This window comes from Jiangella endophytica, assembly GCF_003427025.1.
GTDB lineage: Bacteria > Actinomycetota > Actinomycetes > Jiangellales > Jiangellaceae > Jiangella > Jiangella endophytica.
On sequence record NZ_QVAI01000002.1, the window covers coordinates 450,947 to 475,896 of the forward strand.

The window sequence follows — 24,950 nt, forward strand, 5'->3', positions numbered from 1 at the left end:
ATGGCCGATTCGGTAACGGTCCAGGAACGACGCGGTCGCTAGCGGGCCAGCTCCAGCAGCGTCTCGATCGCCGCGTGGAGGTCCGCGTCCGGTGCCGGCCGCATCCAGGCGTACGTCGAGCGGGGGAATCGGCCCCGGTAGAGACCGGCGTAGGCGAGCAGGTTGTCGCGCGCGTTCTGCTCGGGGCCGACGTCCTCGCCGACGAGGAGCCGGGCCTCGTAGGAGAGGGCGATGCGGTCGGCGAGCCACTCCGGGACCTCCGCCGGGTGCGCCGGATGCGCCTGCGCCGCCCTGAGCAGCCGATCGGCGAACGCACCGTCGTCGTGCCGGCGCGCCCGGGCCTCGAAGAGCGTCCAGTAGCGGCCGAGCGACCCGGCGCGCTCGCCCCAGCGCTCGGTGGCGACCTCCGCGATCGCGGTCGCGGCCCGGCGGACAGAGATCCACGCCCCGGTAGCGTCCTCGCCCGCCTGCCGTTCGGCGTCCGCGAGCGACCGTCGCGCGGCGGCCAACCACGCCTCCACCCGGCGCCCGACGACGGCCTGGTCGAAGCGCCAGCGGGCCGACAGCCCCAGGAGCGCCGACGCGACGCCGTCGTCGTCGCGGGCCGGGCGGCCGCCGTAGACCTTGTCGAGGCCGTGCAGCCAGCGGTGGTCGTCCATGCGCGAGGGCAGGCCGCCGGGATCGCGCACCTCGCCCGCGTCGAACGTCAGCCGCCCCGCGTCGACCGCCGTGTAGATGCCGCTGGTCCCCCACATCTCGCTCAGCTGGTAGGCGCACCGATCGACCTCGTCCGCCACCTCGGCGACCGGCCGGCCGGCGCTGACCACCATGAGGTCGAGGTCGCTGAGCGGCCAGTGCTCGCCGCGCCCGTAGCTGCCGCCGAGCACGACGCCGACGACTCCGGGCACCTCGCCCAGGGCCGTCGTGGCCTCCTCGGCCCGTGCCGCCAGCCGGGCGCGCCAGTGCCGCAGCCGCGGGTCGGTGATCGGCGCCTCGTGCATCCGCCGCAGCCTACGCGCCGGAACGACGCCGCAACCGGGACCGGACGCACGTCGGGCCGGTCCTGGTGGGGACCGGCCCGTTGCCTTGGTGCTGGTGGTGCGGAGGCGGCGGGATTTGAACCCGCGAGAGGGTTTGAGCCCTCAACCCGCTTAGCAGGCGGGCGCCATAAACCGGGCTAGGCGACGCCTCCATGCCCGAGGAAGCACTGGTGCAACACCGGGCGACGCAAGGCTACCGTTCCAGCGCCGGAGACGGCAAAGTCAGGTGGTGTGAGATCTCGCGGGCGTGTCTGGCGCGATCGTCGCGAGGCTGGTGAGCAGCTGGGCGCGGCGGTTCTGGAACAGCTCGGCGACGCCGAGGACGTGCTGGTGCTGGGGCTGCCGCGCGGGGGTGTCGCGGTCGCGGCGCCGGTGGCCGCCATGGTGGGCGGCGAGCTGGACGTGCTCGTGGTGCGCAAGGCGGGCGTGCCGTGGCAGCCGGAGCTGGCGCTGGGCGCCGTGACGGCGTCGGGGCATCGGGTGGTGAACGGTGAGGTGGCCAGGCGCATCCGGCTGCGTGCCGACGATGTCGAGGAGATCTTCCGACGTGCCCAGGACTCCGCGAGCGACCGCGAGCGCCTGCTGCGCGGCGACCGCCCGCCCCCGCTGCTGGCCGGCCGGACCGTCGTCCTGGTGGACGACGGCATCGCCACAGGAGCGACGATGCGGGCGGCGGCCGAGCTGATCACGACGGCGCGACCGCGGCCGGACGGCGTCCTCGTCGCGGTGCCGGTGGGGCCGAGGGGGACGGTGGACGAGCTGGCGGAGGTCGTCGACGCGGTGGTCGCGTTGCGGATCCCGGCGATCTTCCACGCGGTCGGCGAGTGGTACGACGACTTCACTCAGGTCGAAGACGCCGACGTCAGGGCGCTGCTGGAACCGTGACCGTGGTCACTTAGGCAACTTATCGGGCGGTTCAGGCGTCTTGTTACACAGGCGGTTGCACCGACGTCCGGCTGGACCGGGCCGAGGTGTGATTATCCTGGCTTCGGCGAATAGAGCGGATCATGCGAGCTGACGACGTGAGAGCGAGGAGGGGTGACCGGCCGGTGCAGCAGCGCTCCCGACGAGCTCAAGGTGCTCGGCGCGCTCGGTTGCAGTCGCGCCGGAACGAGCGCAACCAGCGCTACGGCCGCTTCATCGGGCTCACCGCGCTCGGCTCGCTGATCCCTGGCACCGGGCTGCTCGCCGCTGGCAAGCGCCGCCTCGGCACCACCGTGCTGGTGATCCTCGCCGCTCTGCTCATCCTCGCGCTCGCCGTGGTGGTGCTCGTCCCGCCGACCGAGCTGGCCTCCTACGGCGGCGACCGCCAGATGATGCTGATCGTCGGGACGGCGCTCGCGGCCGGCGCGGCGGCCTGGCTGCTCATCGCCGTCGGCAGCCACCGCTCACTGGAGCCGGACGGCCTGCCCACCGGCAAGCGGCTGGCCGGCGCGTTGGTCGTCATCGTCAGCGCGTCCGTGGTGGTCGCCCCGATGGCGGTCGGCTCCAGGTACGCGTTCACTCAGCGCGACCTGGTCGGCAGCATCTCGTCCAGTGGCGGCAGCAACACGACGCCTGACGTCGACCTCGCCGATCCGTGGGCGGACAAACCGCGGCTGAACGTGCTCTTCCTCGGCGGCGACGCCGGCGACGGCCGCACCGGGCTGCGTCCGGACACCCAGATCCTCGCCAGCATCGACACCGACACCGGTGCGACCACGATGATCTCGCTGCCGCGCAACCTGCAGGGCTTCCCCTTCCCCGAGGGCACCCCGCTCGCCGACGCCTACCCTGACGGGTTCACCGGCAGCGGCGACCCGCTGGAGTGGATGCTCAACGCGGTCTACGCCAATGTGCCGCGCGACCATCCCGACGTCTTCGCGGGCGTCGGCGACCCGGGTGCCGACGCCACGAAGTGGGCGGTCGAGGGGGCCCTCGGCATCGACGTCGACTACTTCATCATGGTCGACCTCGCCGGCTTCGAGGCCGTGGTCGACGCGCTCGGCGGCATCACCGTCAATGTGCCGCGCGACATCCCGTGGGGCAACAAGAGCCTCCCCGACGGCACCTGCACCCAGGCCAACGGCTACATCGAGCAGGGCGACAACCAGCTCCTCGACGGTTTCCACGCGCTCTGGTTCGCCCGCTCCCGCTGCGGCAGCGACGACTACGAGCGCATGGAGCGCCAGCGCTGCGTCATGAACGCCATCGTCGACAAGGCCGACCCCACCACGCTGCTCAGCCAGTACCAGAGCCTCGCGTCGGCGGCCGGCGACATCATCACGTCCGACGTGCCGGCCGACCTGTTCCCGGCGCTGATCGAGCTGATGGTGCAGGTCCGCACCCAGCCGCTGGAGAGCCTGACGCTCGACAACGAGTTCTTCGGCAGCATGGGCACGACGTCCGGCGACCCCGACTACGACCAGCTGCACGCGCGCATCCAGGAGATCCTCGCCGACACCCCGGCCGCTCCGGACGCCGGCGAGACGGCGCCGCCCGAGGACACCACCGAGGCGACCGGGCAGAACGCCGACAACGCCGGCACCGACCGCGCCGGCGCCGCCGTCCAGCAGGCCTCCGGCGACGCCGAGACGCAGAGCGACGAGACGACCGACGAGCCCACCGAGGGCGCGACGGACGAGCCCGCGGCCGACGAGCCGGTCGACACCGGCGCGGTCTGCTGACTCACTCGTACAGCACGTAGTCCGGCCTCGGCGCCAGGGCCAGCACCTGGGCCGGCGTCATGAGCGGTCCCTGCTCGGCGTCCTCCTCGAAGAACAGCTTGAAGCCGGCCGCGACGTGCGGCGGCTTCGTGCGCATGAGGGTGGTCCAGGTCCGCTCCTTGTCGGCGCGGCTGCCGATGCCGTCGACGCTCTTGATGGCGACGACGCCCGGGTGCGGCCGCAGCGCCGCCTCGTCCTCGACGACGGACGCGTGCACCTGGTGGAACACCATGGCCTTCTCCGGCAGGCCGTGTTCGGCGACCAGCGCCGACAGGTAGGCGGCGACGGAGTCCAGCTCGGCGCCGGTCGTGCTGCCGTAGACGTCACCCGGCACTTCGTCGGGCCCGACCGCCCACTCCGGGTCCAGCGCCAGCCCGACGTCCGGTTCGGTCAGCCACGGCTCCAGCCGGGTCACCTCGTCGAGGAAGCCGGCCCGCCCGGGCTGGATGTTGAGCAGCAGCAACGCGCCGTGTCGCCGGGCCGCCGCCAGGTACGCCGCGATGACGTCGTCGGGCTCGTGCGTGCGGTACAGCCCGTCGGCCGCCGGCGACCCGTGCGCGATGACCGTGATCAGCTCGAACACCGGCAGGACGGTGCGGCCGTCGCCGTCGTACTCGGCGGCGATCGCGTCGATCTGGTCCGCGGCGGCTTCCAGGTCGCCCGCGCCGAGCCGCCCGAACGCCGGCGACCGTCCGCCGGCGAAGCCGACCAGCCGGCGGTCCGGCAGGATCGTCGTTCCGCCGCCGGGCAGGGTGGGCGACATCGTGGGGGCCGGGCTCGGCGCGGGCGTGGTGTCGGGGGCCGGCGACGGCGTACGGCTCGCGCCGGGCGCGCCGTCGGGTGCGGGTGTCGACGGCTCCGACGCCGCCCAGGGCGCCACCGGCGTGCGACCGTCGCCGGAGACGGCGCCACCACCACCGGGGGCACATCCGGCCGTCGCCAGGGCGGCGATCGTCAGCAGGAGCAGGGATCTACGCACTCATGCCAGTGTGCCCGGACAGCCGGGCCGGCATGCGTTCAGGCGAGGTCGTCCTGGCCGGAGAGCGGACGGTAGCCGCGGTCCTGGTTGAGCCGGCCGCGCAGTTCGCGCGCCAGCACCCGCGGCTCGACGTCGATGGACGCGGTGCGGATGAGGCTCTGCCGGCCGCCGGAGAGGTCGACGGAGACGATGGCGCCGTCGGTCTGCACCTTGCGGACGTCGCGCCATGGCACCCGCCGCCCGACGCCGAACCCCGTCGCGTTGACGAAGCCGTCGTCGTCGAGCACCAGCCGGGTGCCGCGGCCGAACACCCGCAGCACGCCCACCAGCAGGATGACCAGGGCCACCACCGCGGCCGCGGCCAGCAGCACCAGCAATACGGCGCGCAGCCACCCGGCGGGGTCGGCCGCCAGCACGATCGTGAGCGCGATGGTGACCAGGCCGAGACCGGCGGCGCCCACTCCGACGCCGCGGACCGCGAGCTGGGTCGGTGGGCCGTAGACCGTGCGTGTCACGGACCCAGTGTGTCACGCGAGCGCAGGTCAGCCCGCGTGGAGGGTCAGGTGACGGAGGCCAGCCGGGCCCGGTTCTCGGCGATGATCCGGCACAGCGGGCACAGGTCGAGCCCGTGTCGCCGAGTCCAGCCGGAGAGGGTCGCGCGAGCGTGGTGTGGTGTCGAACCCAAGGTCCCCAAGTCGCCGCATTGGTCGCAGACGATGGCTACCTGAGCGCTCATGGTCTCCTACCTGTCTGTCGTGCGCCGCCCCGGCGCGTTCCCACCCATGTCAAGAATGCCTGACCGATAGTGATGCCGCGAGAAAACTCGCCGCACAGCACGATCGAAACCATCCGTGACCTGCATCCAGGCTAGCGATCAGGCCGGTGCGATGAGGTCGAAACGATCAATTCGCGCCGACGCCGGCGATGATCGAGACGAGGCGGTGCGCCGGCAGCTCGATCAACGGGTGGTCGAGCTCGTGGGGCGCGACGCCGGACTCCTCGACGATCCGCCGGGCCTCGTTCTTGGTGAGCGGCTCGCCGCCCGTGCGCCGGCTGGCCTTGATCAGGGCCTCGCGCCATGCGGTACCCAGGCGCCGGTGGGCGTTGTCGAGCAGGAACCGCCGCGCGACGTCCGCGGGTGGCAGCTCCGCGGGGTCGACCGCGACGGCCTCGACGATCGCGTGCCGCGAGTCAGGGGTGCTGCGCCGGAACCGCAGCCGCCATTTGGCCCCGACCAGCCGCTGCAGCTCCTGCTGGCCCGCCTGCGACGTCACGGCCGGGTGCGTGTTCTGGACGGCGAGCGCGAGCCGCCGCACGTCGAGGGCCAGCAGCGTCCGGAGCAGCCAGGTGTTCGGGTCGCCGACCAGGTGCACTGCCACGGCTGCCGAGCGGGCGTTGGGGATCGCCGCCGCTGCCCGCCCCGAGAAGACGTCGCCGAGCGCGATGCCGCCGGGCGGGCGCTGCACCGCGACGACCGCGCCGACCTCGAGCGACTCGGGCCCGGCGGCGGCGTCCGTCAGCGCCGTCATGACGTCCTGTGCGTCGGGCCGGCCACCCTCGAGCGACTGGGGCCCATGCGTGTAAATCGTGACGGCCTCCTGCGCCATACGCGGCAGCGCCTTCCACGTCGCCGCCGTCGGCTGGAGGACGTAGAGGTCGCTGGCGCTGCCGATGGCCTGTGCGCCGTCGTAGCGGTTGAAGTGCGGCAGAACGGCCTCGGTGGCCAGCGACAGGCCGACGAGCTCGCGCTGCACCTTCAGCCCCAACGCCGGCTGGTGGCTGCCGTAGCCGTAGGCCATGACCAGCCGGCCGTTCGTGCGGTCGTGCAGGCTCTCCAGGCCGCGGGCGAGGAACAGCCGGACGCCCTCGGGCGTGTAGGGCGGGTCGGTGACGACGAGGTCGCCCGCCTCGCGCGCGGCGGACGGCAACCCGGCGCGGAAGTCGGCGTAGGCGGTGCGGATCGACAGGCCCAGTGCCGCGGCCCGGTCGTCGACGTAGGCCAGCAGGTCCTCGTCGAGGTCGGCGACGACGACGTTCACCCGCGGGTTGACCAGGCACACCGCGATCGACGTGAGGTCGTGGTCGCCGACGCAGACCACGGTCGCGCCGTCGAGGTCGAACGTGGCGTCCAGCCACAGTGCGCGGCGCAGCGCGGTGACCGGGGTCGCGGGCACGTGGTCGAGCGCCTGGACGGCCGCCGGCGCCCCGGCGACCACCTCGGCGATCTGCCGGGCGACCTCGCCGGTGGGCAGTGCGTCGGCCGGCTCGGGCAGCACGGGCGGTGTCAGGCGGTCCAGCCCGAACCGCTCCCGGTACCGCGACCGAGCGCCGGCCCGCACCGTGGACCGGTCGCCATGCGTCTCGAGGTCGCCACCCAGCGCGTCGAGCAGTCGTTCCACCAGCCGTCGCGGCACCGCGTGCCGGCGGACGAGATCGTCGAGCGGGACCGTGCCGGCGACGAGCGCGGCCAGCGTCTCCCGCAGCGGGCGCGCGGCGACGCCGAGTCCCGACACGAGGTCGGCGACACGGTCGATGGGGTCGGCGTGAAGCGAGTCCAAGCGGAGGGCATGGGATTCGAACCCATGAGGACGGAGAGGGCCCCGCCCTAGAACTTTTCAAGAGTTCCCCGTTCGGCCACTCCGGCAGCCCTCCAGGCAGGTGCAAGTGTGCCACGTCCGGCGTGTGGCAGCATCGGCCCGGTGAGCGAGGCCGAGACGCCCTTGCCGGGTGGCCGGGTGGGTGGAGCCGTGCGGGTCGGCGACACCGTCAGGCGGCCGGCGGGGCCGTGGACGCCGGCCGTGCACGCGCTGCTGGACGCGCTGCGCGCCGCAGGGCTGGACGCCGTCCCCGACGTGCGTGGCGTGGATGAACGCGGCCGCGAGGTGCTCGGGCTGATCCCCGGCCGCGCCATCGGCCGCGACGAGCTGATCGGCGACCAGCTGCTGGCCGACGGTGTCCGCTGGTTGCGGCGCTTCCACGACGCCGTCGCCGGCTACCGGCCCGACGGCGAGGTGACGTGGCGGCACGGCCGGCGAGCCCTGGCCGCCGACGAGATCGTCTGTCACAACGACCCCGCCGCCTACAACTGGATCGCCGACGCGGACCGCGTCGTCGGCGTCGTCGACTGGGACATGGCCGGCCCGGGCGTCGCACTGGACGACCTGGCGTTCGTCGCGTGGATGTCGGTGCCGCTGCGTCGCGACCTGCCGGTGGACGACGTGGCGCGGCGGTTGACAGCGATGGCCGACGCGTACGGCGACGTCACGCCGGCGGCGATCCTCGCCCACGTGCAGGTCCGGATGACGATGGCCGCCGACCGCATCGAGGCCGGTCAGCGCCGCGGCGACCCGGGGTTGCTGAACCTCGCGGCGATCGGTGAGCCGGGCCGGACCCGGGCCGCGCTGGCCGCGCTGGCCGACCGTGAACCGGCGATCGCCGCCGCCCTCCGCCCCCCTCCGCCTCCCGACGTGACCCCCACCCGACGTTGATCTTGGAGTTGTTCGGCAACGGCGGGTGAAATGTCCGATGGATCCCCGAAGAACTCCAAGATCAACTTCTGGCGGGGGTGCGGGGCGCGGGCGGGGGTGCTGGGTGCGGGTTGCGGGCGCGGGCGGGGGTGCTGGGTGCGGGTTGCGGGCGCGGGCGGGGGTGCTGGGTGCGGGTTGCGGGCGCGGGCGGGGGTGTGCGGGGAGGTGCGTCAGGGGCCGGTGGCCGCGGGGCGGTCGGGGTCGGCTGACCATTGCGACCATGAGCCCGGGTACAACGTCGCGTCGATGCCGGCGACGGCGAGGGCGGCGATCTCGTGCGCCGCGGTGACGCCGGAGCCGCAGTAGACGCCGACCGGGCGTCCGCCGAGGATGCCGAGGGCGGCGAAGCGGGCGCGTAGCCCGTCGGGGCTCAGGAAGCGGCCCGTGGCGTCGACGTTGTCGGCCGTGGGGGCGCTCAGGGCGCCGGGGATGTGCCCGGCCCGCGGGTCGACCGGCTCGGTCTCGCCGCGGAACCGCTCGCCGGCGCGGGCGTCGAGCAGCACGCCGTCGGTGGTCAGCTCGCCGGCGTCGTCGGCGGACAGTGTCGGCAGCGCGTCGGCCCGCAGTGTCACGTCACCGAGCGGCGGCGTGACCGGACCGGTCTCGAGCGTTCCGCCGGCCGCCGTCCATGCGCTCAGTCCGCCGTCGAGCAGCCGCACGTGGGACAGTCCGGCCCAGCGCAGCAGCCACCACGCCCGCGCCGCGGACATGCCGCCGAGGTCGTCGTAGGCGACGACGGTGTCGCCGTCGTGCACGCCCCATCGGCGGGCGGCCGCCTGCAGCACCTCGACGGGCGGCAGCGGATGGCGGCCCGCGGCCGGCGACGGCGGGCCGGACAGCTCGGTCTCGAGGTCGACGTAGGCGGCGCCGGGCAGGTGACCGGCGAGGTAGTGGTCGTGGCCGTGGGGGTCGCCGAGCTTCCAGCGGACGTCGAGCAGGACGGTGCGCTCCCCCGCGGCCAGGCGCCGGCCGAGCGAGTCGGTGTCGATCAGCACGCTCATGGCACTCACGCTAGTCCAGCGACGAGCCGCAACCCGCGAGTTGCGCAGCAATCCGACTTTGTGCAACCCTGTAGTTGCAGCTAATGACGAGAGGGCCACGCATGACCACCGACCGCATCGAACACGACATCGTCATCGCCGCCTCGCCGCGGCGCGTCTGGGAGATCGTCACCCAGGCCCAGCACCTGGGCACCTGGTTCGCCGACGCCGGCGCGGAGATCGATCTGCGGCCCGGCGGCGAACTGACGCTCACGTGGAAGGAGTACGGCGTCTCCCGCGGTGTCGTCGAGACCGTCGAGCCGCACACGACGTTCGCGTTCCGCTGGGCGCTCGACGACGGCCGACCGGGCGAGGGCAACTCGACGCTGGTCGTGTTCACCCTGACGCCCGACGGCGACGGCACCCGGCTGCGGGTGGCCGAGAGCGGGTTCGGCCGGCTCGCGCGCGGCGCGGATCAGCGGGCGAAGCACGTCGAGCAGAACACCGAGGGCTGGCGGCTGGAGCTGGACGAGCTGCGCGACTACGCCGAGGCGGCATGAGCCGGTCGCTGCTCGACGCCGTCCTGGTCGCGCTGGCCGAGCCGACCCGCCGGCAGTTGCTCGACCTGCTGGCCGAACGCGGCGAGGCCAGCGCCAGCACGCTGGCCGGCGCGTTGCCGGTGACCAGGCAGGCGGTCGTCAAGCACCTGGCCGTGCTCGACGACGCCGGGCTGGTCAGCGGCCGGCGCATGGGCCGCGAGGTGCGCTACCGGACGCGGCCGGAGCGGCTGGCGGAGGCGGCGCGCGACCTGAGTGAGCTGGCGACCGTGTGGGAGACGCGGCTGGCGACGATCAAGCGCCTGGCCGAGGAAGGAGAACGACCATGACATTCGAGGGCAGCGTCAACATCGCCATGAAGATCCCGAGTGCCCAGTTCGCCGCGACGGTCGCGTTCTACCGCGACGTCCTGGGCCTGCCCACGCAGGACGTCACCGGGACGGAGATCGCCGCCGGGGTGTCGCGCAGCGTCCGCGTCGAGTTCGGGCCGAACCGGCTGTGGCTGGACGAGGTGCCGAACTACAGCCGCTCCGACGTCTGGCTCGAGCTGGGCACCGACGACCTGCCCGCGGCGATGGAGCGGCTGGCCGCGGCCGGCGTCGTGGCGCGCGACGAGCTGGAACCGCTGCCCGACGCCATGCGGGCGCACTGGATCGCCAATCCCGCGGGCGTCGTCCACCTGGTCGCCCAGGCCGCGGCCGAGCCCGGCGTCTGAGCCGGAAGGGCTTCGATGCCCGATCCCGAGGGCGACGTCGCCTGACCGACGACTCCCTGGCGGCCGATCAGGTGTGCCGGGTCCAGGTCTCGTGGGTGGCGATGACCGCCGACGAGTGGGCCCGGCCGTCGGCGCCGCCGACCTCGGGCCGCCCGAGCACTCTGGCGCCGTCGACCTCCAGCGTGGCGTCGGTGCAGAACGTCAGCAGGTTGGTCAGCGTCCACGGCACGCCGCCCAGCTGCCAGGCCACCGCCTCGCCGGGGCGCGTCTCGACCGGCCGGCTGATGGTCGTGACCACCCGGGTGCCGTCGGCGCCGATCACCTTCGCCCGGGCGTGGTCGGAGCCGATGTGCCATTCCACGACGTCGCACTCGACCGGCTCGGCGATCTCCGGCAGCCCGTCCAGCTCGGGGAACCAGCGGCTGAAGGTGTCGGCCAGCCAGCCACCGAGCGGCGCGTCCGGGGTGAGCAGCCGGACCGCGTCGTCGCCGTCGACCCAGACGAGGACCGCGAGTCCGGAGCCCTGCACGCTCCACTCCGCCTCCCAGAGCGAGACGAAACCCGCGCGGGAGTCCGCGCGCATGAGTGTGGCGCTCGGGTTGGCTCCGATGAACTCGACCGGCATTCAGCCGAGCGTAGTGACGTTGAGGTCGTCTTGGGCGTAGGCCGCGCGAATGATCTTCTTGTCGAACTTGCCGACGCTCGTCTTGGGGATCTCCGGCACGACCGCCCAGCGCTCCGGCAGCTGCCACTTCGCCACCTTCGTCGCCAGGAACTCGCGCAGCTCCGCGGCGTCGGCCTGTTCGCCCTCCTTGATGACGACGGTGGCCAGCGGGCGCTCGCCCCACTTCTCGTCCGGCACGCCGACGACGGCCGCCTCGGCGACGGCCGGGTGCGCCGCGAGGTGGCCCTCCAACTCGACCGAGCTGATCCACTCGCCGCCTGACTTGATGACGTCGCGGGCGCGGTCGGTGAGGCGCAGGTAGCCGTCGGACGTGATGGTGCCGACGTCGCCGGTGCGCAGCCAGCCGTCGTCGAAGTGCTCCTCGTCGTTCTCCCGGTAGTACGAGGCGGTGATCCACGGGCCGCGGACCTCGAGCTCGCCGACCGACTCGCCGTCCCAGCCGAGCACCTCGCCGTCGGGACCGAGCAGCCGGGCCTCGACCGGCGCGGCGAACCGGCCCTGCGCGAGCCGGTGGCCGTCGACGTCCTCCTCGGCGTCGTCGAGCGACGGCCGCGAGAACGTCCCGAGCGGGCTCATCTCCGTCATCCCCCACGCGTGCAGGCCGGTGATGCCGCGCGCGTCCAGGCCGCGCATCAGCGTCTCGGACATCGCCGAGCCGCCGACCACCAGCTCGGTCAGCGACGAGATGTCCGCGTCCGGGTGCGCCTCGACGTGCTGCAGCAGCCCGACCCAGACGGTCGGCACGCCGGCGCCCTTGTTCGGACGCGCCGCGGTGACGAACGCGGCCAGCGGTTCCGGCGTGAGGAAACGGTCGGGCATGGCCAGCGACGTGCCCGCGGCGAACGCGGCGTACGGGAGCCCCCACGCCAGCACGTGGAACTGCGGGACGACGGTCAGCATGAGGTCGCGGGCGGACAGGTCGAACGCGTCGGGCATCGCCTCGGCCAGCGCGTGCAGATAGATCGAGCGGTGGCTGTAGACGACGCCCTTGGGGTGGCCGGTCGTGCCGGACGTGTAACACATGGCGGCGGCCGCGCGCTCGTCCACGTCGGGCCAGTCGTACGTCACCGGCTGTGCGGCCAGCAGCGACTCGTAGTCGTGGACGCCCACCCCGGTGCCCTCGAGGACGCCGCGGTCGGCCGCGCCGGCGACGATGACGTGCCGCACGGACTTCAGCGAGGGCAGCAGTTTCGCGAACCCGGGCAGCAGTGAGTTGTCGACGATGACGACGCGGTCGGCCGCGTGGTTGGCGATGAAGGCGATCTGCTCCGGGAACAGCCGGATGTTCAGCGGGTGCAGCACCGCTCCCATGGACGGGACCGCGAAGTACGCCTCGACGTGCCGGTGGTTGTTCCACATGAACGTCGCCACCCGGTCGCCGGGCTGGACGCCGAGCGAGGCCAGCGCCCCGGCCAGCCGGGCCGCCCCGCGGGCGATGTCGGCGAACGTCGTCTCGTGGGTGCCGGTCCCGGTGGCCGTGACGACCCGGCTGCCGCGGTGGATCGTCGCGCCGTGCTCCAGCAGCCGGCGCACCTGCAACGGAACGTCCATCATCGTGCTGGTGATCACGGAGACCTCCCCGTCGAGGACCCGGCGACGCCGTGTCTGTCGGACCACCCTGCCGCAGGAACCCGGCCGGCGGAAGTATCGATCTCCGCGCGATTAACGAACCCGACACACGTCGGTGGTGACGACATCACCTTGTAACCGCCTGTGCCACCTGGTGAAACGCCCGGGGAACACGCTGTCCGCGTTCGCAGGTCGCAACGTCGCGGCTCGGCACGGAAGGGAGGGGACGGCACTCCATGGATACCGGAGACACCGCCTGGATACTCGCATCCACGGCACTCGTCATGCTGATGACACCGGGCCTCGCGCTGTTCTACGGCGGTATGGTCCGGGCGAAGAGCGTCATCAACATGATGATGATGAGCTTCGGCGCCCTCGGCGTGATCAGCGTGCTGTGGGTTCTGTACGGATACTCGATGGCCTTCGGCACCGACCTCGGCGGCGGTCTCCTGGGCGACCCCAGTGAGTTCTTCGGCCTCTCGGGCCTGATGAGCCCCGAGGCACTGTCCGGCACGATCCCGTCGATGCTGTTCGTCGGGTTCCAGGGCATGTTCGCGGTCATCACCGTCGCGCTGGTGTCGGGCTCGATCGCCGACCGCGCGAAGTTCTGGACCTGGCTCCTGTTCGCGGCCATCTGGGGCACGGTCGTGTACTTCCCGGTCGCCCACTGGGTGTTCGCGTTCGCCGACGGCGACGGCGGCTGGATCGCCGACCGCCTGCTGGCGGTCGACTTCGCCGGTGGCACCGCGGTGCACATCAACGCCGGCGCGGCCGGCCTCGCCCTGGCCCTGGTGCTCGGGCGGCGCCGCGACTTCGCCAAGGGCGCGCACCGCCCGCACAACCTGCCGCTGGTCATGCTCGGCGCCGGCCTGCTGTGGTTCGGCTGGTTCGGCTTCAACGCCGGCTCGGCCGTGGGCGCCAACGGCGTGGCGGCGGTGGCGCTGGTCAACACGGTCGCGGCTACGGGCGCGGCGATGCTGGCCTGGATCATCGTCGAGAAGGTCCGCGACGGGCACGCGACGTCGCTGGGTGCGGCGTCCGGCGTGGTGACCGGCCTCGTGGCCATCACCCCGGCGTGTTCCGCGCTGAACCCGGTCGGCTCGCTGATCCTCGGTGTCGTGGCCGGAGCGATCTGCTCGCTGGTGGTCGACCTGAAGTTCCGGCTGCGCTACGACGACTCGCTCGACGTCGTCGCGGTGCACCTGGTCGGTGGCCTGGTGGGCACCATCGCGATCGGCTTCCTGGCCACGGCCGACGCTCCCGCCGGTGTGGACGGCCTGTTCTTCGGCGGCGGTGTCGACCAGCTCTGGCGGCAGGTCGTCGGCGCCGGTGCGGTGCTGGCCTACTCGTTCGTGGTCACCTACCTGATCGGCCTGGTGCTCCAGCGGACGGTCGGGTTCCGGGTGGACGACGACCACGAGGTGGTCGGCGTGGACCGGGTCCACCACGGCGAGTCCGGCTACGAGATCGGCTCCGAGGAGGTCTCGGAGGACGTGCTGGCGCGGGTGGCCGCGCCGGCGGCGGCGCAGGACGCGCCGTCGACCGGCCGGGCGATCCCGGCCGGTGGTGACGTCGCCACCGCGTAGTTCCACCGTTCGACCACGGCCCGGGGTGTCTCGCCCCGGGCCGTGGCGCGTCCGTGCTTAGGGTGTGCCGATGCAGCCCACCGAGCTCGGCACCCGGGGCACCTCGTGGTCGCCGGAGACCCGGCTCTACTCCGACGGCGTGGTCATCGGCACCGAGGGCGCGCCGCTGGTCGTCCCGCCGCACAGCGGCCTGCGCCGGCTGCCCGGCACCGGCTACCTCGACCCGGACTCGGGCGCGCTGCCCGGCGCCGCGGTGCCCACCGCCGACGAGATCGAGGGGGCGCGCGAACTGCTCGCGGCCACCGAGCTGCCCGGCCGGGGCACGCCGTACCAGGCGATGGCCGAGGAGGCGCTGGTCGACATCGGCGTGCTGACGTTCCCGAACGGCGCCGTGGTGGCGGCCGGCAGCCCGTACTGGCGCTACGTGTGGCCGCGCGACGCGGGGTACATGGCCGCCGCGCTGACGGTGTGCGGTCTGCCTGAGGCGGCGTACGCGCAGCTCGCGTACGTCGCCGCCATGCAGGAGAAGGACGGCACCTGGCAGGCGCGCTACCTGCCCGACGGCTCGCGCGGCGTCCCGGACGACCGCGGGCTGCAGCTCGACGGCATCGGCTGGACGCTGTGGGCCACGTGGCTCTGGGCCGGTGTGTCGGGCGGTGCCGTCGAGACGCTGGCGCCGATGGTCCGGGCCGCCGTCGACGCCGCGCTGGCCGCGCTGGACCCGTCGACCGGGCTCCCGCGGGCGTCGCAGGACTTCTGGGAGATGGACCTCGACGAGGCGACGCTCGGCTCGGCGGCGCCGCTGCTGCTCGGCCTGCGGGCCGGCCGCGAGCTGCTGCCGTTGCTCGGCGGGCCGGGCGACGCCGAGCTGGGCCGGCGGGCCGCCGCCGGCGCCGACCGGCTGGCGACGGCGCTCGCCGACGGGTTCGGGGCGCACGGCTACACCCGGCGGATCAGCGGCGCCGGTGGCCGGGACGCGTCGGTCGCGTTCCTGCTGCCGCCGTTCGCCCCGGCCGGCGACGGCGTCGAGGCGGCCTGGCGCGCCGCCGTCGAGGCGACCACCGTCGGCAACGGCGGCGTCCGGCCGGGCGAGGAGTGGACCGATCTCGTCACCGGGTGGACACCGCAAGTGTCGCTGCACGCGCTGACGGCAGCGTCGATCGGCGACACCGCGCTGGCGCACCGGCTGCTCAGCTGGCTGGACCTGCGCCGCACCACGCTCGGGGCGTTGCCGGAGAAGGTCACCGACGCCGGCCGCCCGTCCGCCGTGGCGCCGCTCGGACTGACCGGAGCGACGGTGCTGCTGGCGCTCGCCGCCCTCGACGGACGCCCGCTCCCGCTGCCTGCCCGCTGACGCCGCCGCGGGAGATCGTCCTGAGGCGGCGACGCGAGGTCCCAGTAGGCAGCGAGGCCTCCGAGGCAGGGGGATAATGCGCTATGCGCCGCCTGCGGTTCGTCCTGGTCCTCGTGGTGACTGTCGTCCTCGTCGGCATCGCGGCCCTCGTCGTCGCGCTGACCACCGGCGATGACGACGAGGTCGCGGCCGGCGATGCCGCCGCGGGCCCGGCGCCCGAGCTCACCGCCACCGCCGAGATCCGCCGCTCGTTCAACCGCTCCGGCCTGGTCGTCATCGCCGTCACCAACCACGGCACCGAACCGGTCACCGTCACGTCGGCAGAGCTGCTCAGCGACTCGTTCGAGGCGACCGGGCCGCAGCCGTTCGACTCCACCATCCCGCCCGGCGACATCCCGCGCGACCTCCAGGTCGAGTACGGCCCGGCCCGCTGCCCCGACGGCATCGACTCCGAGGCCGTCGCGTCGCAGGTGAGCCTGGTGGCGCGGGCCGACGGCGGCGAGGAGCACGAGCTGGTGGTCGACCTCCCGCACCCCAACGGGACGCTGAACCGGTTGCTGCGCACCGACTGCCGCGACGCGGCGCTGGCCGAGGCCGTCACGCTGACGATGGGCCCGCTGGAGCCGCGGGCCGACGGCACGCTGACCGGCGTCCTCGCCGTCACGCGCATCGACGGCGGCACGGCGCCGGCCACCATCACCGACACCCGCGGCAGCGTGCTGTTCACCGTCACCCCCGAGGCCGACGCGACGCTGCCGCCCGGCCAGCTGCGCGTCGTCGCCGACGTGCTGCGCTGCGGCGGCCACGCCATCGGCGACGCGAAGCGACCCTACGGCTTCACGGCGTGGATCGACCTTGGCGACGGCGTCGAGATCCCCACCGCGATCCCCGTGGACACCAGCCAGCGCGCCGCTCTCGACGCGATGCAGCCGATCCGCTGTGCCGGCCGCGACAACGACATCTGACCGGGCTGTCGAGAACGCGGCCACGGCTCCGACCCACTGCTGAGAGCGTCCGAGGGCGGCGCTCACGAGACGGGAGCGAACCCGATGAAGTACATGCTGATGATGTTCGGTGACACCGAGTCCATGCTGGCCACCGCCTCGAAGGAGTGGATCGAGGAGATGATCGGCTTCATGGTTCAGCTGGACAAGGACCTCGAGGCCTCCGGCGAGCTGGTCTTCCAGCAGGGCCTGGCCGACCCCGGCACGGCGAAGACGGTGCGGCTGCAGGACGGCCTGCCGGTCGCCACCGACGGGCCGTTCGCCGAGGCGAAGGAGTCGCTGATCGGCTTCTGGGTGGTCGACGTCGAGAGCGAGGAGCGGGTCCTGGAGATCGCCGGGCAGATCGTCGAGTACTCCGGCCGGCTCGAGATCCGCCCGGCGATGGACGCCCCGCCGGACCTGTGACCACGCCCGCCGTCGAGGACCTGCTGCGCGAGGCCGCGCCGCAGGTCCTCGGGGTGCTCGTACGCCGGTACGGGCAGTTCGACGCCTGCGAGGACGCCGTGCAGGAGGCGCTGCTGGCCGCGGCGACGCAGTGGCCGGTCGACGGCGTGCCAGACAGCCCGCGGTCGTGGCTGGTGACGGTCGCATCGCGCCGGTTCGTCGACGAGGTACGCAGCGCCGAGGCCCGCCGGCGTCGGGAGGAGACGGTGGCCGCGCTGGACCTCGTCGAGCCGGGCGACGTGGAGCAGTCCGACGACACCCTCACGCTGCTGTTCCTGTGCTGCCACCCGGAGCTGCCGCTGCCCGCCCAGCTCGCGCTGACGTTGCGCGCCGTCGGTGGCCTGACGACGGCGGAGATCGCGGCGGCGTTCCTGGTGCCCGAGGCGACGATGGCCCAGCGGATCAGCCGGGCCAAACAGAAGCTGCGGGCCGGCGGTGCCCGGTTCGGCGCTCCGCCGCCGGGCGAGCGGGGCGAGCGGCTGCGCGCCGTCCTGCACGTGCTCTATCTGATCTTCAACGAGGGCTACACCGCCAGCTCCGGCACGTCGACGCAGCGGACCGACCTCACCGCCGAGGCGATCCGGCTGACCCGGCTGGTGCGGCGGCTGGCGCCCGGCGACGGCGAGGTGACCGGGCTGCTGGCGCTGATGCTGCTCACCGACGCCCGGCGGGCCGCACGCACGACCGGCGACGGCATCCCCGTCCCGCTGGCCGAGCAGGACCGCTCGCTGTGGGACGCCGCCCAGATCGCCGAAGGCGTCGAGCTGCTCACCGGGGTGCTCGGCGGCGGCCCCGTCGGCCCGTATCAGTTGCAGGCCGCCATCGCCGCCGTCCACGACGAGGCGCCCACGCCCGAGGCGACCGACTGGCCGCAGATCGTCGCGCTCTACGAGGTGCTCGAACGGGTCGCGCCCGGCCCCGTCGTCACCCTGAACCGGGCCGTCGCCGTCGCGATGGTGCACGGCCCGCGGGCCGGGCTCGCGCTGCTCGGCACCCTCGACGCCGACGATGGGGAGGGTGGTCCCCGGCCGCGAGGACGCGCGCCCGCGGGGGCCGACATCGCGCAGACCCACCGGCTGGACGCCGTCCGCGGCCACCTGCTCGAATTGGCGGGTGACCCGGACGGCGCTCGCGCGGCCTACCTGCGGGCGGCCCAGCGCACGGCGAGCCTGCCGGAGCGGCGCTACCTGACGCTTCGCGCCGCCGGCGTCACTTGATGACGCGGTAGCGGACGTGGGTGGCGGCGTCGGTCGGCACCACCTCGACGGTCTCCAGCCCGATGTGCTCGGCGCCGGTGCGGGCGAACAGGGCGACGCCGTCGCCGAACACCACCGGGACGATGTGCAGGGAGATCTCGTCGAGCAGGCCGGCGGCCAGGTACTGCTGGGCGACGTTCGCGCCGCCCATGACCGCGACCACGCCGTCGCCGGCCGCGGCCCGCGCCTGCGCGAGTGCGTCCTCGATGCCGGTGGTGACGAAGGTGTAGACGCCGTTCTCGGGCGACTCGGCGGGGGCCTCGTGGGTCAGCACGATCAGCGGCCGCCGGGCCGGTCCCGTCGGGCCGTCGGCGCCCCACCAGCGCAGCGAGTCGTCGTAGTTCTTGCGCCCGGTGATCAGCGCGCCGAGCCCGCCCACCGCCTTCTCGGTGAACGCGCGGTTCTGTTCGTCGGCGCCGAACGCCCAGTCGTGCAGGCGCTCGCCGCCCTGGCCGAGGGGCTCGTCGGGGCTCTGCCCGCCCGCCGTGATGTAGCCGTCGAGGGAGATGCTGATGTCCAGTACGAGTGTGTTCATGCCCCGTGTAACGACGGCTGCGCCGTGGACTCATCGGTCCTGAGCGGACGACTTGCAGAATGGTCCGGTGGACGACTTCACGACCGCTATCCACCAGCACCGACGCGAGCTGCACGTGCACTGCTACCGCATGCTCGGCTCGTTCGACGACGCCGAGGAGGTCGTCCAGGACGCGTTGTTGCGGGCGTGGACGCACCGCGACTCCTACGAGCCCGGCACGAACCTGCGCGCGTGGCTCTACCGCATCGCCACCAACGCCTGCCTCGACCAGCTGCGGCAGCGGTCCCGGCGGCCCGAACAGGTGCGCTCGTTCGCCGAGGTGCCGTGGCTGCAGCCGTACCCGGACCGCCTGCTCGACCAGGCGGCGCCGAGCGCGGACGAGCCGGAAGCCGTCGTCGTCGGGCGGGAGACGATCGAGCTGGCGTTCGTCGCCGCCATGCAGGCGCTGCCGGCGCAGCAGCGGGCCGTGCTGGTGATGCGCGACGCGATCGGCTGGTCGGCCGCCGAGACCGCGACGATCCTCGAGACGTCGGTCCCCGCGGTGAACAGCGCGTTGCAACGGGCCCGGGCGACGCTGCAGCGCGAGCCGCGCACGCCGGAGACCAGCCCGCCGCGGACGTCACTCAGCACGGAGGAGCGTGACCTGCTCGATCGCTACATCTGGTTGAGCGAACGACCCGATGCCGATCAGATGGCCGCGCTGGTCCGCGACGACATCCGGGTCACCATGCCGCCGCAGCCGGTCTGTTACGACGGCTGGGCCACGCTGGCGCCGCTGCACGAACTCGCGGCCGAGCACGGCGAATGGCGGCTGCTGCCCACCACCGCGAACCGGCTGCCGGCCGCCGCCTGCTACCTGCGCGCCGCCGGCGAGAGCGGGTTCGCCGCGTTCAAGCTGGACGTCCTCCGGATCAAGGACGGCCTGATCGCCGAGATCACCACGTTCGGCCCGGACCTCTTCCCCGCCTTCGACCTGCCGCCCCGGCTGACCTGACCCCACCCGAGAAGTTGATCTTGGAGTTGTTCGCGGATCCATCGGACATTTCACCCCACGATTGCCGAACAACTCCAAGATCAACTTCTCGGGTGGGTCGGACGTGGCGCCGTTGTGCGTCAGACCGTGCCGGAGCGCGGACCGCCCGGTGAGCAGCGTGACCCGCGACGGCACGCACACCGGCGTCGACGCGTACGCGGCGTCGAACCGGGTGCCCTCGCGCGCCAGCTGGTCCAGGTGCGGCGTGCGCAGGAACGCCGGCGCGCCCGGACCGACCGTGTCGCGGCGCTGCTGGTCGGTGGTGACCAGCAGCGGGTTCGGCCGCTCCGTGGTCATAGGTACTCGACGGTGCCGTTCTGCCGGGACCGCTCGGCCGCGAACGCGACCCAGTGGCTCTCCAGACTCTCCTCGAACGCGCTCGGCGCGGCCTGGACCGGCAGCCCGGCCCGGCGCCGGCGGGTCCGCTCGGCGAAGTCGGCCATCAGCCCGGCGTCGCCGCCGGAGTGCCCGCCGCGGTCGTCGGAGACCTGCTCCACGTGCCGCTCGGCCGGCGGCAGTCCGGCGACGCTGGGCGCCGAGGCGCCGAACCGGACCACCTCGATGCGGCCGGCGTCGAGGTCGGCGTTGATCTCGCCGTGGCTGCCCATCATCGTGATGATCCGGGTGTTCTCCTCGGTGAACGCCGACACCACCAGCGATGCCGTCACGCCGTTGGCGTAGCGCAGCGAGGTCGTCTGGTGGTCGACGACGTCGTTGTCCATGCGGTAGACGCAGCGGCCGTAGTCGGTCTCGCGCAGCGCCTTCAGCCGGCCCTCCGGCGACGGGTCGCTGGTGATGACCGAGATCGGCCAGGTCTCGACGCCGGCCAACTGCTCGACGTAGAACCGATGCGCGTTGTAAGGGCAGGTCGCCGCGACCGCGCACCCGTCGACGCAGCGGTCGGTCGAGCCGGGCGGCGCGTTCTCGATGCGGAAGTGCCGCCGGTCGCCGAACGACGACACCGCGATGCACGGCGAGCCGACCAGCCAGCGCAGGATGTCGATGTCGTGGCAGGCCTTGGCCAGCAGCATCGGGCTGGAGTCGGCGGTCCGGTGCCAGTTGCCGCGGACGTAGCTGTGCGCGAAGTGCCAGTACGCGATGTGCTCGGCGTGCTGGACGCCCTGCAGTTCGCCGATCCGGCCCTCGTCCAGCAGCCGCTTGAGTGCGTTGAAGAACTCCGTGTAGCGCATGACGTGCGAGACGGTGATCGCGCCGGGCCGGTCCTTCGCGGCGGCGATCAGCCGGTCCAGCTCGCTCGGCGTCGGCGCGATCGGTTTCTCCAGCAGCACGTCGTAGCCGAGCTCCAGCGCCCGCAGCGTCGGGTCGACGTGCATGCGGTCCGGTGTGGCGACGACGACGGCGTCCCAGGGGCCCGGCCGTGACAGCGCCGCCTGCCAGTCGGCGTAGCGGTGCTGTGCCGGCACGCCGTGCGCGTCGCCGACGGTGCCCAGCCGTCCCTCGTCGCGGTCGGCGATGCCGGTGACCACTGCCGCCTCCGGATGCTCGAGGCACCAGCCGGCGTAGGCCTGGCCGCCACGGCTGCCGGCGCCGATCACCAGCAGACGCACCGGCGCGTCGATGTCCGTCATGCTCACCCTTTCTCGGCCCCGGCGGTGAGGCCCTCGACCAACAGTCGCTCGGCGGCGAAGAACAGCGCGATGACCGGCAGCGTGAGCAGCACGGACCCGGCCATCAGGACGGTCGCCGACACGCTGATGTCGTCCAGCTGTGCCAGGCCGAGCGACACCGTCCAGTTGTCCCGGCTCTCCAGCAGGAAGAGCAGCGCGAACAGGTACTCGTTCCAGGCGATCATGAACACGTAGAGCGAGGTCGCGGCGATCGACGGCATCGCCAGCGGCAGCACGATGCGCACGATCACCTGGGCCCGGTTGCAGCCGTCGACCATGGCCGCGTCCTCCAGCGCCCGCGGGATGGACCGGAAGTAGTTGCGCAGCATGTACACCGACACCGGCACCGTCGACGCCAGGTAGATGATGATCAGCGCCGGCAGTTCGCCGCGCAGGCCGAGCCGCGAGAACAGCACGAACAGCGGGATCGCCATGACGATGCCGGGGAACATGTAGCAGGCGAAGAACGAGATGTTGATGACGTTCTTGCCCGGGAACCGCAGCCGGGTCGCCGCGTAGGCCCCGAGCACCGAGAACACCACCGTCAGGACGACCGAGCCCACCGCGACGATCAGCGAGTTGCCGAAGAACGACAGCAGCCCGTAGCCGCCGTCCTCGGGAGACGCGACCACCCGCCGATAGGCCTCCAGGTTCAGCTCGCTCGGCGACGGCACGCCGAGCGGGTCCTGCAGCACCGCCTGCAGCGGCCGCACCGACAGCAGCAGCATGTAGAGCAGCGGCAGCACGCAGGCGATCAGCACGACCGTCAGCCAGAGCACCCGCGCGACCCCGAGGACGCGGGTCTCGACCACCTCTCGCGACGCCATCAGACCTCCGCCTCCTGCTTGAGCACGCCGAAGCGGTAGTAGACGGCGAAGGCGATGATCAGCACGACGGACATCAGCAGGCCGAGCGCCGCGGCCCCGCCGACGTCGTTGCGGGAGACGAGGTAGTTGTAGACCTGCACCGCCACGACCTCGGTGCCGGCCGCTCCGCGGGTCAGCAGGTACACGTCGTTGAAGTTCTGGAACGTCCAGATGAACCGCAGCAGCACCAGCAGCGCGATGACGCCGGACAGTTGCGGCGCGATGATGTAGCGGAACCGCTGCAGCGGGGTGGCGCCGTCGACCCGCGCCGCCTCCTCCAGATCGCGCGGCAGGCCCTGCAACCGGGCCAGGATGAACAGGAACGCCAGCGGGAACGTCTTCCACGCCTCGAACACGATGACGGTGAGCAGCGCGATCGGGACGTCCACCCCGACACCGAACAGTTCGACCCGGTGGAACCGCTCGCTGAGGAACCCGATCGGCTGGTCCCAGCCCAGCACGTCGACGCCGAACACGTTGACCGGGCCGAACTGAGGGTTCAGCAGTGTCCGCCAGACCAGTGCCGCCGACACCACCGGGATGACGTACGGCACCAGCACGAACGCCCGGATGATCATGCGGCCGGGGAACCGCTGCCGCAGCGCCAGCGCCGTCGCCAGCCCGGCGCCGACCGACAGCACCGTGCCGCCGATGCTGTAGACCAGCGTGGTGCGCACCATCTCCCACAGGTCCGCACTACCCAGGACGGTCTCGAAGTTGCGCAGCGTCAGCGTGATGTCGAAGACGTTCTGCAGGTCGATCAGCCGCAGCCGCTGGAACGACATCACGATCGTCCACAGGAACGGCAGCACGACCACCAGCAGGACGATCAGCACCGTCGGGCTGACCAGCACCAGCCCGGCGCGCGACTCGCGGGCCCGCAGCGAGAGCCTGCCGCCGCGGCGACCGCGCCGTCCTCCGCTGCCCGGCCCGGCGCTGGTACCGGTGGTGCCGGTACCAGCGGCGGACGGGGCGATCGGTCCGGACGTCATGGGCCTCAGCCCAGTTCGGACTGGAGCTGGGTGGCGCTCTCGTCCATCTGCGCGGCCGCCTCGGCCGGTGTCAGGGTGCCGTCCAGTGCGTCGCGCAGGATGTTGGTCAGCTCGAGGTCGCCGTACATCGCGGTGACCAGCGCGCCCTGGCCCTGCGGGAAGCCCCAGCGCTCGAACCCGGTGGCGCCCTCGGTGATGGTCTGGACGGCGTCGTCGCCGTACAGCTCGCCGACGCTGAGCTGCGCCTGCCCGGAACCGACCGCCAGGCCGGACCAGCCGTCGACGTAGGACGTGTCGCCGGCCTCGGGACCGGTGCGCATCGGGAACCGCCCCTCGGGCGAGATGGAGAGGAACCCCATGTAGCCGTCGCCCAGCAGGTAGCGCACCAGCTCCTTGGCCGGTTCGGTGTCGGCGGACGACGTGATGCCCAGGTTGATGGTCAGGCCGAACTGGGTCGGCTGGTCGCCCGACGGGCCCTCGAACAGCGGCAGGATCGTGGTGCGGTCGACCAGCCACTGCTGGTCGGCGCCGCACTCGGCGCAGGTCAGCGGGGTGTCCGCGAACAGTCCGGCCAGCTCGTCCAGCAGGTGCGGCGACCACGATGTCATGGCCGTCTGCCCGGCGAGGTAGTTGGCCCGGGTGCTGTCGACGTCGCCGGCGCCGGCGGGCGCGAACTGCGCGAGGTCGACGTAGAACTGGATCGCCTCCTCGCACTCGGGGGTGTCCAGCGTCACCTCGCCCTCGTCGTCGACCAGCTGGCAGTCGTTGGCCAGCGCCACGTGCTCGAAGACCTGCATCGTGAAGCCGTCGCCGCCGGTGCTGCCCAGCGCGAAGCCGGAGATGCCGTCCTGCCCGTTGAGCGCCTCGGCCGCGGCGAGGACGCTGTCGTAGCTGGACGGCTCCTCCAGGCCGGCGGCGTCGAACAGATCCGTCCGGTAGAAGATCATCTGGCCCCAGCCGTCGGACGGGACGGTGGCGTACTCGCCCTCCGCGTCCTCGACCCGGATGAGGTTCAGTGCGCTCTCGTTGAACGTGTCGGTGCCGAGCTCGTCGACCAGTTCGCTGGCCACGGCGGAGTCGAGGATGCCCTCGTCGACCCAGCCGGCGGCCAGCTCGACGCCGTGCACGACGATGTCGGGGAGGTCGCCGGCGGCGGCCGCGGACACCATCGCCTGGGGGAGGTCGGGCGCGCTGACGCCGACCAGCTCGACGTCGATGCCGGACTGCTCGGTGAAGTCGGCCAGCACCTGCTGCATGGTCGCCATGCGATCGGCGGTGTCGTAGACCGTCCACAGGGTGATGCTGCCCCCGCCGCCCTCGCCGGAGCCCGCGCTGTCGCCGTCGTCGTCGCCGGAGCAGCCGGCCGCGACCAGACCGATCACCGCGAGTGCAGTCAGAGGTCGTCGCCACATGATGCCGTCCCTCCTCGGGTGGAGCCTGCAGATGTGGGGCACCATGCTTGGGAAATGTGATTCAAGGTGTCAACGAATGGAGC

The 24,950-nt window shown here is 72.8% G+C and carries 24 protein-coding genes, 2 tRNA genes and 1 pseudogene; 12 read left to right on the forward strand and 15 right to left on the reverse strand.

What is annotated here, in order from left to right:
- Window positions 1–38: 38 nt before the first annotated feature.
- Entirely contained in the window at window positions 39–1,001 is a 963-nt protein-coding gene (locus tag DZA62_RS06435; protein ID WP_116948027.1) for a nucleotidyltransferase domain-containing protein, read from the reverse strand.
- Window positions 1,002–1,101: 100 nt separating this feature from the next.
- Window positions 1,102–1,192, reverse strand: a tRNA-Ser gene (locus DZA62_RS06440).
- Window positions 1,193–1,271: 79 nt separating this feature from the next.
- Here DZA62_RS06440 and DZA62_RS06445 point away from each other — a divergent pair.
- Both DZA62_RS06445 and DZA62_RS06450 read left to right on the forward strand, forming a co-directional pair.
- A complete protein-coding gene (locus tag DZA62_RS06445) occupies window positions 1,272–1,925 on the forward strand; it encodes a phosphoribosyltransferase (protein WP_116948029.1) in 654 nt (217 codons plus the stop codon).
- Window positions 1,926–2,134: 209 nt separating this feature from the next.
- Window positions 2,135–3,706, forward strand: coding sequence for an LCP family glycopolymer transferase (locus tag DZA62_RS06450; protein ID WP_116948031.1), 1,572 nt, complete (start codon window positions 2,135–2,137; stop codon window positions 3,704–3,706).
- Window position 3,707: 1 nt separating this feature from the next.
- Here DZA62_RS06450 and DZA62_RS06455 read toward each other — a convergent pair whose 3' ends face one another.
- The 4 genes from DZA62_RS06455 to DZA62_RS35530 form a co-directional block, all read right to left on the reverse strand.
- Window positions 3,708–4,724: a hypothetical protein gene (locus DZA62_RS06455; protein ID WP_116948033.1), complete on the reverse strand. Its 1,017-nt coding sequence runs from the start codon at window positions 4,722–4,724 to the stop codon at window positions 3,708–3,710.
- A 38-nt stretch (window positions 4,725–4,762) separates the two neighbouring features.
- Window positions 4,763–5,239 carry a hypothetical protein gene (locus DZA62_RS06460; RefSeq protein WP_116948035.1) on the reverse strand — a complete coding sequence of 159 codons (477 nt, stop codon included), beginning with the start codon at window positions 5,237–5,239 and terminating at the stop codon, window positions 4,763–4,765.
- Between the two features lie 387 nt (window positions 5,240–5,626).
- A complete protein-coding gene (locus DZA62_RS06465) occupies window positions 5,627–7,282 on the reverse strand; it encodes a bis-aminopropyl spermidine synthase family protein (protein WP_116948036.1) in 1,656 nt (551 codons plus the stop codon).
- 1 nt (window position 7,283) lies between these two features.
- Window positions 7,284–7,376 (reverse strand) — tRNA-Ser (locus DZA62_RS35530).
- Window positions 7,377–7,423: 47 nt separating this feature from the next.
- On the opposite strand from DZA62_RS35530, the gene DZA62_RS06470 reads away from it, so the two are divergent.
- A complete protein-coding gene (locus DZA62_RS06470) occupies window positions 7,424–8,212 on the forward strand; it encodes a phosphotransferase (RefSeq protein ID WP_116948037.1) in 789 nt (262 codons plus the stop codon).
- A gap of 209 nt (window positions 8,213–8,421) precedes the next feature.
- On the opposite strand, the gene DZA62_RS06475 is transcribed toward DZA62_RS06470, so the two are convergent.
- On the reverse strand, window positions 8,422–9,252 hold the full coding sequence (locus DZA62_RS06475) for a sulfurtransferase (RefSeq protein ID WP_116948038.1): 831 nt from the start codon (window positions 9,250–9,252) through the stop codon (window positions 8,422–8,424).
- A 101-nt stretch (window positions 9,253–9,353) separates the two neighbouring features.
- Between DZA62_RS06475 and DZA62_RS06480 the strand changes: the two genes are divergently transcribed.
- Genes DZA62_RS06480 through DZA62_RS06490 form a run of 3 tightly spaced genes read left to right on the forward strand, consistent with a single transcriptional unit; the run spans window position 9,354 to window position 10,503 of the window.
- Window positions 9,354–9,791, forward strand: coding sequence for an SRPBCC family protein (locus DZA62_RS06480; RefSeq protein ID WP_116948039.1), 438 nt, complete (start codon window positions 9,354–9,356; stop codon window positions 9,789–9,791).
- Window positions 9,788–10,117: an ArsR/SmtB family transcription factor gene (locus DZA62_RS06485; protein ID WP_116948040.1), complete on the forward strand. Its 330-nt coding sequence runs from the start codon at window positions 9,788–9,790 to the stop codon at window positions 10,115–10,117. Before DZA62_RS06480 ends, DZA62_RS06485 begins: the two co-directional genes overlap by 4 nt.
- Window positions 10,114–10,503, forward strand: a complete 390-nt coding sequence (locus tag DZA62_RS06490) for a VOC family protein (RefSeq protein WP_116948041.1) — start codon at window positions 10,114–10,116, stop codon at window positions 10,501–10,503. Before DZA62_RS06485 ends, DZA62_RS06490 begins: the two co-directional genes overlap by 4 nt.
- Window positions 10,504–10,570: 67 nt before the next feature.
- Here the strand turns inward: DZA62_RS06490 and DZA62_RS06495 are convergent, their stop codons facing one another.
- Both DZA62_RS06495 and DZA62_RS06500 read right to left on the reverse strand, forming a co-directional pair.
- The gene (locus DZA62_RS06495) at window positions 10,571–11,128 is read right to left on the reverse strand and encodes a hypothetical protein (protein ID WP_116948042.1); all 558 of its coding nucleotides are present in this window, start codon (window positions 11,126–11,128) and stop codon (window positions 10,571–10,573) included.
- On the reverse strand, window positions 11,129–12,754 hold the full coding sequence (locus tag DZA62_RS06500; protein ID WP_116948160.1) for a long-chain fatty acid--CoA ligase: 1,626 nt from the start codon (window positions 12,752–12,754) through the stop codon (window positions 11,129–11,131). It abuts the gene before it with no gap.
- Between the two features lie 239 nt (window positions 12,755–12,993).
- Here DZA62_RS06500 and DZA62_RS06505 point away from each other — a divergent pair, with 239 nt between their 5' ends.
- From DZA62_RS06505 to DZA62_RS06525, 5 genes are all read left to right on the forward strand, one after another.
- Window positions 12,994–14,343 carry an ammonium transporter gene (locus DZA62_RS06505; RefSeq protein ID WP_116948043.1) on the forward strand — a complete coding sequence of 450 codons (1,350 nt, stop codon included), beginning with the start codon at window positions 12,994–12,996 and terminating at the stop codon, window positions 14,341–14,343.
- 70 nt (window positions 14,344–14,413) lie between these two features.
- Window positions 14,414–15,697, forward strand: a complete 1,284-nt coding sequence (locus DZA62_RS06510) for a glycoside hydrolase family 15 protein (RefSeq protein WP_116948044.1) — start codon at window positions 14,414–14,416, stop codon at window positions 15,695–15,697.
- Window positions 15,698–15,780: 83 nt separating this feature from the next.
- Window positions 15,781–16,662 (forward strand): hypothetical protein, encoded by an 882-nt coding sequence (locus DZA62_RS06515; RefSeq protein WP_116948045.1) that lies wholly within the window; start codon window positions 15,781–15,783, stop codon window positions 16,660–16,662.
- Between the two features lie 84 nt (window positions 16,663–16,746).
- Window positions 16,747–17,106 (forward strand): YciI family protein, encoded by a 360-nt coding sequence (locus DZA62_RS06520; RefSeq protein WP_116948046.1) that lies wholly within the window; start codon window positions 16,747–16,749, stop codon window positions 17,104–17,106.
- Window positions 17,103–18,362: an RNA polymerase sigma factor gene (locus DZA62_RS06525; protein WP_116948047.1), complete on the forward strand. Its 1,260-nt coding sequence runs from the start codon at window positions 17,103–17,105 to the stop codon at window positions 18,360–18,362. The genes DZA62_RS06520 and DZA62_RS06525 overlap by 4 nt, the downstream gene beginning before the upstream one ends.
- Here DZA62_RS06525 and DZA62_RS06530 read toward each other — a convergent pair.
- The gene (locus DZA62_RS06530; protein ID WP_116948048.1) at window positions 18,355–18,936 is read right to left on the reverse strand and encodes a dihydrofolate reductase family protein; all 582 of its coding nucleotides are present in this window, start codon (window positions 18,934–18,936) and stop codon (window positions 18,355–18,357) included. The genes DZA62_RS06525 and DZA62_RS06530 overlap by 8 nt on opposite strands.
- Window positions 18,937–19,003: 67 nt before the next feature.
- On the opposite strand from DZA62_RS06530, the gene DZA62_RS06535 reads away from it, so the two are divergent.
- Window positions 19,004–19,930 (forward strand): RNA polymerase subunit sigma-70, encoded by a 927-nt coding sequence (locus tag DZA62_RS06535; RefSeq protein WP_116948049.1) that lies wholly within the window; start codon window positions 19,004–19,006, stop codon window positions 19,928–19,930.
- A gap of 60 nt (window positions 19,931–19,990) precedes the next feature.
- On the opposite strand, the pseudogene DZA62_RS37505 reads toward DZA62_RS06535, so the two are convergent.
- The 5 genes and pseudogenes from DZA62_RS37505 to DZA62_RS06560 form a co-directional block, all read right to left on the reverse strand.
- Window positions 19,991–20,266 (reverse strand): annotated as a pseudogene (locus DZA62_RS37505) (sulfatase-like hydrolase/transferase); the annotation flags it as partial.
- Complete coding sequence (locus DZA62_RS06545; RefSeq protein WP_116948050.1) at window positions 20,263–21,558, reverse strand: Gfo/Idh/MocA family protein; 1,296 nt, start codon at window positions 21,556–21,558, stop codon at window positions 20,263–20,265. The pseudogene DZA62_RS37505 and the gene DZA62_RS06545, both read right to left, overlap by 4 nt.
- A gap of 2 nt (window positions 21,559–21,560) precedes the next feature.
- Complete coding sequence (locus DZA62_RS06550) at window positions 21,561–22,424, reverse strand: carbohydrate ABC transporter permease (RefSeq protein WP_116948051.1); 864 nt, start codon at window positions 22,422–22,424, stop codon at window positions 21,561–21,563.
- Window positions 22,424–23,455: a carbohydrate ABC transporter permease gene (locus DZA62_RS06555; protein WP_116948052.1), complete on the reverse strand. Its 1,032-nt coding sequence runs from the start codon at window positions 23,453–23,455 to the stop codon at window positions 22,424–22,426. Before DZA62_RS06555 ends, DZA62_RS06550 begins: the two co-directional genes overlap by 1 nt.
- Window positions 23,456–23,460: 5 nt before the next feature.
- Entirely contained in the window at window positions 23,461–24,867 is a 1,407-nt protein-coding gene (locus DZA62_RS06560) for an ABC transporter substrate-binding protein (RefSeq protein ID WP_157987516.1), read from the reverse strand.
- Window positions 24,868–24,950 lie beyond the last annotated feature (83 nt).

Coding starts and splice junctions, on each gene's coding strand:
- DZA62_RS06435 (WP_116948027.1), bottom strand. CDS start 1,001: ATGCACGAGGCGCCGATCACCGACCCGCGGCTGCGGCACTGGCGCGCC.
- DZA62_RS06475 (WP_116948038.1), bottom strand. CDS start 9,252: ATGAGCGTGCTGATCGACACCGACTCGCTCGGCCGGCGCCTGGCCGCG.
- DZA62_RS06480 (WP_116948039.1), top strand. CDS start 9,354: ATGACCACCGACCGCATCGAACACGACATCGTCATCGCCGCCTCGCCG.
- DZA62_RS06485 (WP_116948040.1), top strand. CDS start 9,788: ATGAGCCGGTCGCTGCTCGACGCCGTCCTGGTCGCGCTGGCCGAGCCG.
- DZA62_RS06490 (WP_116948041.1), top strand. CDS start 10,114: ATGACATTCGAGGGCAGCGTCAACATCGCCATGAAGATCCCGAGTGCC.
- DZA62_RS06495 (WP_116948042.1), bottom strand. CDS start 11,128: ATGCCGGTCGAGTTCATCGGAGCCAACCCGAGCGCCACACTCATGCGC.
- DZA62_RS06505 (WP_116948043.1), top strand. CDS start 12,994: ATGGATACCGGAGACACCGCCTGGATACTCGCATCCACGGCACTCGTC.
- DZA62_RS06510 (WP_116948044.1), top strand. CDS start 14,414: ATGCAGCCCACCGAGCTCGGCACCCGGGGCACCTCGTGGTCGCCGGAG.
- DZA62_RS06515 (WP_116948045.1), top strand. CDS start 15,781: ATGCGCCGCCTGCGGTTCGTCCTGGTCCTCGTGGTGACTGTCGTCCTC.
- DZA62_RS06520 (WP_116948046.1), top strand. CDS start 16,747: ATGAAGTACATGCTGATGATGTTCGGTGACACCGAGTCCATGCTGGCC.
- DZA62_RS06530 (WP_116948048.1), bottom strand. CDS start 18,936: ATGAACACACTCGTACTGGACATCAGCATCTCCCTCGACGGCTACATC.
- DZA62_RS06545 (WP_116948050.1), bottom strand. CDS start 21,558: ATGACGGACATCGACGCGCCGGTGCGTCTGCTGGTGATCGGCGCCGGC.
- DZA62_RS06550 (WP_116948051.1), bottom strand. CDS start 22,424: ATGGCGTCGCGAGAGGTGGTCGAGACCCGCGTCCTCGGGGTCGCGCGG.
- DZA62_RS06555 (WP_116948052.1), bottom strand. CDS start 23,455: ATGACGTCCGGACCGATCGCCCCGTCCGCCGCTGGTACCGGCACCACC.
- DZA62_RS06560 (WP_157987516.1), bottom strand. CDS start 24,867: ATGTGGCGACGACCTCTGACTGCACTCGCGGTGATCGGTCTGGTCGCG.